Below are 11,451 nucleotides of genomic sequence, written 5' to 3'. Positions count from 1 at the left end.
GTTCAGAACCGACCATAAATCAACAAAAAGGCGACCATACGGTCGCCCTTTTTTTCTGACACTTCCCAAATCAGGAATATCACCGAGCCGGTCGCTTGGCACCACTCCCTTTGGCCGCAGGTTTGCCACCCTGAGTAGCGGGTTTGACACTCGGATTGGAAGAGCCGGCGCGGGTCGGGGCCTTACCCTTATGGGCGGGTTTCCCCTGCCCTGCGGGCTTGCCCTGACCTGCGCCCTGCGCGGCAGGCTTGCCGTTGGCGCCAGCACCTTTGCTGAGCTGGGAGCCTACTGGCTTGCCATTGCCCGCCTTGCCGCCCTTGCTGGCGGCAGGGGTGTCGTTGCGAGCCTTGCCTTGTGAGGCGGCAGCCACTGCGCCTTTACCGCCAGCAGCCTTGTTGCCAGCCCCATTGCTGCGCTGGTGAGTGATGGCACTGTGGCGGGTCAGGGCCGGTTTCAGCCCCTTGTTGATGCTGCGCGAGGCCACCGCCTCGCCGCGTCCTTCCGGCGGCACCAGGCAGTTGGGGCCGTTGCCGATCAGGTGACCCTTGCCCATTTCCAGCAGGGCCTCGCGGATCATGGGCCAGCCGGCCGGATCGTGGTAGCGCAGCAGCGCCTTGTGCAGGCGGCGACGGCGCTCCCCTTTCACCACGAACACATCCCCACCCTGGCGGCTCACCTTGTTGAGGGGGTTTTTCTCGGTGTAATACATGGTGGTGGCGTTGGCGAGCGGCGACGGGTAGAAGTTCTGCACCTGATCCAGCTTGAAGCTGTTGGTCTTGACCCAGAGCGCCATGTTCACCATGTCTTCATCCGTGGTGCCCGGGTGGGCCGAGATGAAGTAGGGGATCAGGTACTGCTGCTTGCCCGCCTCTTTCGAATACTTGTCGAACAGCTCCTTGAAGCTGTAGTAGCTGCCCATGCCCGGCTTCATCATCTTGGAGAGCGGGCCCTCTTCGGTGTGTTCCGGCGCGATCTTGAGGTAACCGCCGACGTGGTACTTGGCCAGCTCCTTGATGTAGCGCGGATCTTCCACCGCTATGTCGTAACGCACCCCGGAGGCGATCAGGATTTTCTTGATGCCCTTCACATCCCGTGCCTTGCGATAGAGGTCGATGGTCGGGGTATGGTCGGTGTCCATGTGCGGGCATATGGTCGGCCAGACACAGGAGGCGCGGCGGCAGGTCTGCTCGGCCTTGGGGCTCTTGCAGCGCAGCTTGTACATGTTGGCTGTGGGGCCGCCGAGATCCGAGATGACGCCGGTAAAGCCCGGCACCTTGTCGCGGATCTCTTCGATCTCTTTGATGATCGACTCTTCCGAGCGACTCTGGATGATGCGCCCCTCGTGCTCGGTGATGGAACAGAAGGAGCAGCCGCCGAAGCAGCCGCGCATGATGTTGACCGAGGTCTTGATCATCTCGTAGGCCGGGATCTTCTCCTTGCCATAGGCCGGGTGCGGCACCCGCTGATAAGGCAGGCCGAACACGCCGTCCATCTCGTCGGTTTCCAGCGGGAAGGCGGGCGGGTTGACCCAGACGATGCGATCGCCGTGAGCCTGGGAGAGCGCGCGGGCGCAGCCCGGGTTGGTCTCGTGGTGCAGGATGCGCGACGCATGGGCGTAGAGCACCTTGTCTTCTTTCACCCGCTCGAACGCCGGTAACTTGACGTAGGTCTTCTCCCACGGCTTCTGCTTGGGCGGCTGCACCAATACCGGCTTGGCTTCTTGCTCCACCGGCGCAGTGCCCTCGTCGTCCGAGCAGGGCGCCCCTTCCATATAGGGGTTCATGATGGGGTCGATGCGGCCGATCTGATCCAGCTTGCTGGAATCCACCCCGCGCCACTCGGGCAGCGGCTCCTTGCGGATCACGGCGGTGCCGCGAATGTCCTGCATGGTCTCCATGGTCTCGCCGTTGGCGATGCGGTGTGCCACCTCGATCAGCGGCCGCTCGGCGTTGCCATAGATGAGGATGTCGGCCTTGGCGTCGAGCAGGATGGAGCGACGTATGGTCTCGGACCAGTAGTCGTAGTGGGCGATGCGGCGCAGCGACGCCTCTATGCCGCCTATGACCACTGGGACCTCCTTGAAGGCCTCCTTGCAGCGCTGGGTGTAGACCAGGGTCGCGCGATCCGGCCGCTTGCCGCCCACATCCCCCGGGGTGTAGGCGTCGTCGTGGCGCAGCTTCTTGTCGGAGGTGTAGCGGTTGATCATGGAATCCATGTTGCCCGCTGTGACGCCATAAAACAGGTTCGGCTTGCCCAGGCGCATGAAGTCATCCTTAGATGACCAGTCCGGCTGAGCTATGATGCCGACCCGAAAGCCCTGGGATTCCAGCATGCGGCCTATCACCGCCATGCCGAAACTCGGGTGATCCACGTAGGCGTCACCGGTCACCAGGACTATGTCGCAGCTGTCCCAGCCGAGCTTGTCCATCTCCTTGCGAGACATGGGCAGGAAGGGCGCAGTGCCGTAGCACTCGGCCCAGTAGCGGGGATAGGAGAAAAGGTGGGTAACCGGCTGCATTTTGAACACCTGGAACAATTCGGGTCGCGCATTATACCGGCAGAGCGAAGCGGGGGCGATGGCTTTTTGCCCCCACAGAGCACGAGGAAAAGGCGAGCCAGTGACGGACTCGCCTCAATAACGCGGGTTCAGCGGGATCAGGCCAGGACGCGGGCCAGCACTATGCGGCTGTAGTGGCGCTGCAGCAGCTGATAACCACCGAGCAGGCACCAGACCAGGGCCGGCGCCAGGAAGATGGGGTGGGTCGCGAGGCGCAGCATCAGCAAACCCAGCAGGATCAGTGCGAACGGGCGGCTCTCGTAGAGCCACAGCGGCCAGCCCTGCTTTCGCACCACGAGCTTGTCGGGGCGACGGTAGGCACTGCGTCTGAACCAGGCCAGGGATCCGGCCAGATAGAATGCCAGTCCGGCCAACAGCAGGCCCGGATGATCGGCAACCCCCAACAACAGCAAACCGCTGCCCATATAAGCGAAGGGCAGCGGTTCATAGATAGCAGATGGCAACATAGCTCACCTCAGCGTTAAAACTGGCTACATATTAACCGCGCGCTGGGGTGATGCCATCTGCTTTCTGCGTCTTTCACCTATATGGGTGTAGGTATCAGGCCGCCGGTTTGTCCTGACTCTTGGCTGCCGACTGGGCCGCCAGCGCCTGATCCACCAGCAGATCCCGCGCCCCCGTCATGCCCGCCCGTTTGGCCAGCAGATGATAGATGGCAGGCACCATCACCAGGGTCACCAGGGTCGCCAAGGAGAGCCCGAAGAAGACCACTGTCCCCACAGCCATCCGGCTCTCATAACCCGCCCCCATGGAGACCATCAGCGGCACGGCCCCTATGATGGCGGTCAACGAGGTCATCAGTATGGGGCGCAGACGGCGCACCGAGCCGGCTATGATGGCCTCGTCGAAGGCCTCGCCACGCTGGCGCAGCTGGTTGATGAACTCCACGATCAAGATGCCGTTCTTGGTCACCATGCCGATCAGCATGATCATGCCGATCTGGCTGTAGATGCTCATCTCCTGCCCCGTCAGCCAGAGGCCGAGCAGACCGCCGAAGATGCCGAGCGGTACCGTCACCATCACCACAGCCGGGGTCAGCATGCTCTCGAACTGGGCCACCAGCACCAGATAGACCACCAGCAGGGCCAGCGCGAACACCATCACCATCTCGCCCTGGTTGTCGCGATAGTCCTTGGACTCGCCGGCATAATCCACCGTCATGCCGCTCGGCAGATTGGCGCTGGCCCAGCCGTCGAGGAAGTCCAGCGCCTCGCCCAGGGTGCGATCCGGCGCCAGATCGGCGGTCAGGGTCACCGCCTTCTGCCGCTGGTAGTGGTTGAGCCGCTGCGGGCTCGCCACCTGGGTGACGGTCGCCAGGGTGGAGAGGCTCACCATCTCGCCACTGGCGGCCTTGAGATAGATGCGGCTGAGATCGGACACGCCGTTGAAGTCGCGCTGATTGGCGCGCAGATAGACGTCGTACTCCTCGCCCCTGTCCACATAGGTGGTCTGGCTGACGCCACCGAGCAGGGCCTGCAGCGAGCTGGCCACGGTCGACACCGGAATGCCGAGCTGGCTGGCTCTGTCCCGCTCTATGGTCACCTGCAGTTCGGGGGTCTTCTCGGCGTAGTCGAGATCCGGCGTCACCATCAGGCCGCTCTGGGCCGCCGCCTCTTTCAGGGCCAGCCCCTGCTGATAGAGCTCGGCATAGTCCGAGCCCTGCAGCACGAACTGCACCGCGGCGGTGGAGCCACCGCGAAAGCCCGGCTGGAAGGTGCGGATCATCACGTCGGGAATGCCGGCCAGCCGCCCGCTCAGGGACTGGGCAAACTCGGTGGCGGTTTCATCCCGCTCGGCCCAGTCGGTGAGCTGGATGATCGCCATCCCGGTCTGATCGCCGCCACGGCCGAAGGCCGGGGTGCTGAAGCTCATGGCCTGCACCACCCCCTTGCCCAGCAGCGGCATGATGGCCGCCTCCACCTGCTGCATGTTGCGCTTCATCCGCTCTATGCTGGTGCCCTCGGCCCCTTTCACGAACACATAGAGCACGCCCCGATCCTCGGTCGGGGTCAGACTGGTGGGCAGCTGGCCAAACAGGGCGCCGATGCCGCCGAGGCAAAGCAGCAGCACCAGCGGGGTCCAGGCCGAGCGGCGCAGCACCCAGCCCAGCAGATTGCGATAGTGCTTCTCCACCCAGCCGAGGCCGCGATCGAGCGCCGCCGTCAGCACGTTGGGCTTGTCGACCGAGCGCATCAGCCAGGAGCCCATGGCCGGGGTCAGGGTCAGCGCCACCAGGGAGGAGAAGAGCACAGCCAGGGAGAGCAGGATGGCGAACTCGGTAAAGAGCCGCCCCACCATGCCATCCATGAAGGCGATGGGCACGAACACCATCACCAGCACGGCCGTGGTCGCCACCACGGCAAAACCCACCTCGCGGGTGCCGTGCCAGGCCGCCAGCAGCGGTGGCTCGCCCCGTTGCAGGTGGTGGTGGATGTTCTCCACCACGACGATGGCGTCATCCACCACCAGACCGATGGCGAGAATAAGGGCGAGCAGTGTGATGAGGTTGATGGAAAAACCGAGATACCAGGCCCCGATGAAGGCCGAGATGAGCGACACCGGCACGGTAATGGCCGGGATCAAAGTGGTACGCCCCTGCCCCAGGAACAGGTAGAGCACGGCCACCACCAGCACGGCGCAGATGGCCAGCGTCTCGTACACCTCGTCGATGGCCTGCTTGATGAAGATGGTGGAGTCGTAGTCAATCTCCAGGGTGGCCCCCTCCGGCAGGAAGCGCTGCATCTCGGCCATCTTCTTCTCGACCCCCTGCGCCACCGCCAGCGGGTTGGCGGTGGACTGGGCCACTATGCCTATCCCCAGGCTCTCGCGGCCGTTGCGCTGGTAGGCGCTGTCTTCGTTCTTGGCGCCCACCTCCACGTCGGCGATATCCGCCAGGTAGATGCTCTGGCCGTTGTCGGCGGTACGCACCTGCAAGGCCTGAAAATCGGCAGCCGTGTGGTAGAGACGGGCTATCTGCACCGCCATCGTCATGCTGTTGTTGCGAATTTCGCCGCCCGGCAGCTCTATGTTCTCCCGCTTGAGGGCGTCCTGCACGTCCGCCACAGTAATGCCACGGGCCGCCATGTCGGCGGGGCGCAGCCGCACGTACATCACCTGGGTCAGATCGCCGGAGAGGGCTACCTCGCTCACCCCGTCCACCAGACTCAGGGGATCGACCAGCACGCGGTTGGCGTAGTCCGTCATGGCGGTACGGTCCATCTGGGTGCTGCTGAAGTTGAGCCAGACAGCCACATCGCCGTTGCCGTTGTCCTTGGTGACCATGGGTTCATCCACGTCATCCGGCAGCCTGGGGCGGGCGCGGGAGATAGCGTCACGCACATCCGAGGTGCCCTCCACCATGTTCCAGCCGAGTTTGAACTCCACAGTGATGACGGAGCGCCCCTTGCGGGTCACAGAGTTGATGTTCTTGATGCCGCTGATGCCGGAGAGCTGATCCTCGATGGGCTTGGTGACCTGGCTCTCCATGACGGCGGGTGCCGCCCCCTCATAGGTGGTGGAGATGGAGACGGACGGGATCTGCACGTCCGGCATCTCCCGCACCGTCAGCTTGCTGAAGGCCACCAGACCGAACACGGTCAGCAGGGCGCTCACTACCACGGCCACCAGCGGGCGGCGGACAGAAATATCGGAGAGCCACATCAGCCTTTTACCTCCGCCAGATCGTGCACGCTGGCACCGTCACGCAGATTGACCAGCCCCTCGACCGCGATGCGATCGCCGACCTTCAGGCCCTCGGTGACCCACACCTCCTCCCCATGGGTATCCCCCAGCACCACGGGTACCCGCGTCACCCTGCCGTCCGCCTCCAGGCGATAGACGAAGCGTTGCGCACCGGCATACTCCACCGACTGGGCCGGGATCAGGGTCATCTTCTGGGGTGGCAGGGAGAGCTCGACGTTGAGCAGCATGCCGGGGCGCAGCTGACCATCGGAATTGGGGATGATGACGCGCGCCTTGATGTTCTGGGTATCGTTGGACACCCGACTGTCGAGCGTCTCCAACACGCCGCTGAACGCTTGATCCGGCCAGGCCGAGCTGGTCGCCGTCACCGCCATGCCGGGACGCAGCAGGGAGAGATAGCGCTCTGGCACCGCCAGATCGAGCCGCAGCTTGGCCAGCTCATCGAGATGGAGCAGGGTATCGCCACTGTTGACCAGGGCCCCTTCACTCAGATCAATCAGGCTGACGGTGCCGTCAAACGGCGCCTGCAGGGTGCGCAGCGACAGCTCGTACTTGGCCGCATCGGCGCGGGCCTGGGCCTGGGCCACTATGGCCTCCTGCCCTTCCAGCTCCGAGGTGGTGATGGCACCGCGCGCCACCAGCCGGCGCATGTCCCGCAGCTTGCGGGCCTCGTCGCGCACGCTGGCGTTCTGCTCCGCGAGCTCCGCCAGCTGCTTGCCCGTATCCAGGGCGATCAGGGTATCGCCCCGCTTGACCTGCTGGCCGGAGCGCACCGCTATCTTGACGATGCGGCCTGTCACCTCGGGGCTTATCACCACGGAGCGATTGGCCGCCAGCTTGCTCACCAGCTTGATGGTGGGTTCGGCCAGGCTCTGCTTGACCGTCTGCGCCCTGATATTGACCTGGCGGGGCTGGGGTTTGCTGGCAGGTTCGTTGTTACGGTAATACCAGACACCCGACATCAGCAGGGAGAGACAGGCTATCGACAGCCACATACGCATTTTCATCAAGCAATCCATGAAATTAAGAGAAAAGGGGGGCACTTCATCAATGATGGGTACAATGTTACCCCCTGACTATGCCGTGACTATGTATAAATGTGACAAAACGTAACAGGAGCGGTGGAAGATCACCTAAACCGGATCCACAGGAGACGTTCCTGACAGTTCTGCCCTACACTGATGAACCGAACCGCCCAGACCCAGCCCCACCGCCTATGCCTGCACCAAGTCCCGCTCTCGTCACACACAAACTGCAATGGCTGCTTGGCGCCGTCGTCACACTGCTGCTGACCCTCACGATTCATCAGACCCTGAAACATGTCACCGAACTCTATGAGCGCGACACCCTCAACACGGCCGCCCGCTTGCGATCCCAGTTTCAGCAGATGGAGACCTTTCTCGAAGCCATGCGCGGCCAGGCCGAGGAGCGACTGCGCAGCAATCCGCAGTCGGCACTGACCCGCCAGCTCTATGGCGCCCTGCAAGCCTCGCCGGAGAGGGGGTTCTCGCTGGACAAGGTGCCCGGCAACCTGCCCGAGGGGCTCAGCGGCAATCTGACCGGGCTGGGCCAGCTGCCCGCCCGGGGCAGCGAGCGGGAAGCCAGACTGCACCTGGCGCTGAGCCTCTCCCCCCTGCTCTCCACCACCAACAAGCTGCTGGGGGACAAGGTTGCCTGGATCTACTTCACCGGGGTGGATGACTTCATCTACCTCTACCCCTGGGTCCCCTCCAGCCAGTTTCGCTTTCATCGCGCCATCTATCTGAAATCCTACTGGCAGGATGCCCTGAAACAGCAAAATCCCAGCCAGCGCGCCATCGTATCGCGCCCCTACGAGGACTTTGCCGGGGAGGGACAGATGATCTCACTGTCGCAACCCATAGTGAAGGATCAGGTGCTGGTGGGCGTCATCAGCATAGATGTGCTGCTCTCGCGGCTCGAACAGCTGCTGGATGAGTCCACACCCGGCATAGGCAGCCTGTTTCTGGTCAATCGGCATCAGCAGATCCTGGCCAGCAACCATCAGGGAGCTGACTTTGTCCCAAAGTTCCAGGCCGAACGGGATAGCTACCAATGGCGCCAGGGCGCCTTCCAACTGGTCCACGCCATTCCCGATACCGGGCTCACCCTGATCCATCGCATCCCGCTGCTCTCCCTGTTGCAGGCCCTGCTCTGGCAATCGGCCCCGACCCTGATCGCCATCCTCTTCATGGTGCTGGCGGCGCTCTCCAGCCTCAAGTCCCACCGCCTGAACCGGCAGCTGGACTATCTCTCCAACCACGATGCCCTGACCGGCGCCTTCAACCGCCACTACTTCGACGAGGTTGAACAGGCCCGAGCCCATGCCAGGGCGCGCGGCGTCGGGGTGATCATGTTCGATTGCGATCACTTCAAGCTGGTCAACGACCGCTTTGGTCACGAGGTCGGCGATCGGGTGCTTATCCAGCTGGTCAGGCTCTGCCAGGGCCAGACCAGAAAAGAGGATGCCCTGATCCGCTGGGGTGGCGAGGAATTTTTGCTGCTGGTTGCCAAGGGATCCGAGCCACTGGATCAGCTGGCCGAGCGGTTGCGCCTGCAGATAGCCCGCCATCCGTGGGGCGATATTGCACCCACCCTGGCGGTCACCGTCAGCCTGGGTTATCACCACTGCGCCCCCGAGACACAGCTGCAGGAGGCGATCCGCCGGGCGGACGTGGCCCTCTATCGGGCCAAGGCCAACGGTCGCAATCGCAGTGAACGCTGGCAGGATGACGGCGCAAAAAACACCGGGTAAGCTGAACGCCTCACTCACCTCAGGAGAGACAAAGTGTCACGAAAACCCCGCGTGGGATTGGCTCTGGGCAGTGGCGCTGCCCGGGGATGGGCGCACATCGGCATCATACGGGCACTGGAGCGGCTCGGCGTCAAACCGGATCTGGTGGCAGGCTGCTCCATCGGCAGCTTCGTCGGCGCCGCCTATGCTGCGGGCGAGCTGGACAAACTGGAGTCCTGGGTGCGCGGCTTCAGCCGGCTGCAGGTGGTCGGCCTGCTCGATCCCGCCCTCTCCGGCGGTCTGTTTCGCGGTGAAAAGGTGTTCGGCATCGCCGCCAATCACTTAGGCGATCCCGCCATCGAGAGCCTGCCGCTGCCCTTCGCCTGCGTCGCCACCGAGCTGGATACCGGTCGCGAGATCTGGCTGCAACAGGGGCCGCTGCGCCAGTGCGTGCGCGCCTCCTGTGGCATGCCCGGCATACTGACCCCCACCCTGGTCGAGGATCGCTGGCTGGTGGATGGCGCCGTGGTCAACCCTGTGCCCATCTCGCTGGCCCGCGCCATGGGGGCCGAGGTGGTGATCGCCGTCAACCTCAACGCCGACATGCACCAGCCCTGGACCGACGAGCCGGACGAGCCCGTCAGCGGCAACCGCTTCAGCCAGTGGTTCAACCGGGGTGAGGGCCCCAACACCCCCGGCATGTGGAGCGTGATGACCGGCTCCATCAACATAATGCAGGAGCGCATCACCCGCGCCCGGATGGCGGGGGATCCCCCCGAGATCCAGCTCTGCCCGCGCCTTGGCAGCTTCTCCATCATGGACTTTCACCGGGCGGGCGATGCCATCAACGAGGGGGAGGCCTGCGTCGAGCGCAACGTGGAGCAGCTCAAGGAGGAGCTCTCCCGCCTCGGCTTGATCTGACGCCGGGTGCCACTCTGACGAGCCCATAAAAAAAGAGCGCCAACGGCGCTCTTTTTGCGTTCTTGCGGCAGGCAAGCCATCAGAACAGCCCCAGCCCCTTGAGCATGACGATCAGGATCAGCAGCGGCGACACATAACGAATGATGAAGAACAGCGGCTTGAGGATGGCCAGCTCCAGTTCACCGCCGTTGGTCAGCGCCTCCTTCATCCGCTCGAAGCCCCACACCCAGCCCACGAACAGGCAGAGGAAGATACCGCCAAGAGGCATCAATACGTTGGAGGAGACGAAGTCGAACAGGTCGAAGAAGGTCTTGCCGGCGATCTGAACCTCCGCCAGCGAGCTGTTGGAGAGCGCACAGGTCGAACCCACCGCGCCCAGCACCAGCAGGTTGAGCAGGGTCGCCTTGGGACGGCTCATGTGGAAACGCTCGGACACCACAGAGACAGGCACTTCCAGAATGGAGAGCATGGCACCCGTCGCCGCGATGGCGGAGAGCACGAAGAACAGCACCATGAACAGGTGACCGAACGGTATGCTGGCAAACACAGCCGGAATGGTGATGAACAGCAGGGAGGGGCCGGCGGAGGGCTCGAACCCGAAGGCGAACACGGCTGGGAATATGGCGATCCCCGCCAGCATGGAGACGAACAGATCGGCGCACATCACCCGGAAGGTGGTAAGCGGAATGTTCTGATCATCCCGGAAGTAGCTGCCATAGGTCATCATGCAACCCATGCCGATGGAGAGCTTGAAGAAGGCCAGCCCCATGGCGGTCAGCACCACACCGGCGGTGATCTTGGAAAAGTCCGGCGAGAACAGAAAATGCAGACCCTGGCTAGCGCCCGGCAGGGTCAGACTGCGAATGCCGATCACCAGCAGCAGGATGAAGAGCACCGGCATCAGCTTCTTGGTGACCGCTTCGATCCCCTTGGAGACCCCCATCAGCAGTATGCCTCCCATCAGCGCCAGCACCAGCCATTGCCAGAGCAGGCTCTGCAGCGGATTGGTGATGAGCGCATTGAAGGCCGCGCCCGTGACCGCAGGGTCGGTCGACAATATCTCGCCGCTGATGGCCTTGAAGATATAGGCGAACACCCAGGCCGCCACTTCGGAATAGAAGGACATGATGAGGAAGGCCGCGACCACTCCCATCAGGGCGATCAGCCACCAGGGCTGTCCCTTGGGACCCAGCTTGCTCAGGGTGGTCACCGCATCCGCCTTGCCCTTGCGACCCAGCATGATCTCGGAAATCATCACCGGCAGCCCCACCAGCAGGGTGGCAATCACATAGACCAGCAGAAAACCGGCGCCGCCGTTTTCACCCGTCAGGTAGGGAAATTTCCAGATATTGCCCAGCCCGACGGCTGAACCCAGGGTGGCGGCAAGGACACCGAATTTACTGGTAAAGCCATCTCTGGCCTGGGGAAGGATTTGACTCATGCTTGTCTCACTGTGCGCATCATGCGAAGGATAACCCTGATTTTAGGGCAGGAATTT

The 11,451-nt window shown here is 63.2% G+C and carries 7 protein-coding genes; 2 read left to right on the top strand and 5 right to left on the bottom strand.

What is annotated here, in order from left to right:
* Nucleotides 1-79: 79 nt before the first annotated feature.
* From AACQ95_RS18250 to AACQ95_RS18235, 4 genes are all read right to left on the bottom strand, one after another.
* Nucleotides 80-2,518: a YgiQ family radical SAM protein gene (locus AACQ95_RS18250; protein ID WP_241279265.1), complete on the bottom strand. Its 2,439-nt coding sequence runs from the start codon at nt 2,516-2,518 to the stop codon at nt 80-82.
* A gap of 137 nt (nt 2,519-2,655) precedes the next feature.
* Nucleotides 2,656-3,024 carry a hypothetical protein gene (locus tag AACQ95_RS18245; RefSeq protein WP_241279264.1) on the bottom strand — a complete coding sequence of 123 codons (369 nt, stop codon included), beginning with the start codon at nt 3,022-3,024 and terminating at the stop codon, nt 2,656-2,658.
* 94 nt (nt 3,025-3,118) lie between these two features.
* Nucleotides 3,119-6,238 carry an efflux RND transporter permease subunit gene (locus AACQ95_RS18240; protein ID WP_241279263.1) on the bottom strand — a complete coding sequence of 1,040 codons (3,120 nt, stop codon included), beginning with the start codon at nt 6,236-6,238 and terminating at the stop codon, nt 3,119-3,121.
* Complete coding sequence (locus AACQ95_RS18235) at nt 6,238-7,287, bottom strand: efflux RND transporter periplasmic adaptor subunit (protein WP_241279262.1); 1,050 nt, start codon at nt 7,285-7,287, stop codon at nt 6,238-6,240. Before AACQ95_RS18235 ends, AACQ95_RS18240 begins: the two co-directional genes overlap by 1 nt.
* Before the next feature lie 209 nt (nt 7,288-7,496).
* Between AACQ95_RS18235 and AACQ95_RS18230 the strand changes: the two genes are divergently transcribed.
* Nucleotides 7,497-9,053 (top strand): sensor domain-containing diguanylate cyclase, encoded by a 1,557-nt coding sequence (locus AACQ95_RS18230; RefSeq protein WP_241279261.1) that lies wholly within the window; start codon nt 7,497-7,499, stop codon nt 9,051-9,053.
* Nucleotides 9,054-9,086: 33 nt separating this feature from the next.
* Nucleotides 9,087-9,953 carry a patatin-like phospholipase RssA gene (gene rssA / locus AACQ95_RS18225; protein ID WP_043134615.1) on the top strand — a complete coding sequence of 289 codons (867 nt, stop codon included), beginning with the start codon at nt 9,087-9,089 and terminating at the stop codon, nt 9,951-9,953.
* A gap of 79 nt (nt 9,954-10,032) precedes the next feature.
* Here the strand turns inward: rssA and AACQ95_RS18220 are convergent, their stop codons facing one another.
* Nucleotides 10,033-11,394 (bottom strand): sodium-dependent transporter, encoded by a 1,362-nt coding sequence (locus AACQ95_RS18220; protein ID WP_043134613.1) that lies wholly within the window; start codon nt 11,392-11,394, stop codon nt 10,033-10,035.
* Between the last annotated feature and the right edge of the window lie 57 nt (nt 11,395-11,451).

The sequence above is a fragment of the Aeromonas sp. MR19 genome, assembly GCF_963899305.1.
Lineage (GTDB): Bacteria > Pseudomonadota > Gammaproteobacteria > Enterobacterales > Aeromonadaceae > Aeromonas > Aeromonas bestiarum.
This window is presented reverse-complemented; position numbering and strand designations above follow the sequence as displayed.

Coding starts and splice junctions, on each gene's coding strand:
- AACQ95_RS18235 (WP_241279262.1), bottom strand. CDS start 7,287: ATGAAAATGCGTATGTGGCTGTCGATAGCCTGTCTCTCCCTGCTGATG.
- AACQ95_RS18250 (WP_241279265.1), bottom strand. CDS start 2,518: ATGCAGCCGGTTACCCACCTTTTCTCCTATCCCCGCTACTGGGCCGAG.
- AACQ95_RS18220 (WP_043134613.1), bottom strand. CDS start 11,394: ATGAGTCAAATCCTTCCCCAGGCCAGAGATGGCTTTACCAGTAAATTC.
- AACQ95_RS18230 (WP_241279261.1), top strand. CDS start 7,497: ATGCCTGCACCAAGTCCCGCTCTCGTCACACACAAACTGCAATGGCTG.
- AACQ95_RS18245 (WP_241279264.1), bottom strand. CDS start 3,024: ATGTTGCCATCTGCTATCTATGAACCGCTGCCCTTCGCTTATATGGGC.
- AACQ95_RS18240 (WP_241279263.1), bottom strand. CDS start 6,238: ATGTGGCTCTCCGATATTTCTGTCCGCCGCCCGCTGGTGGCCGTGGTA.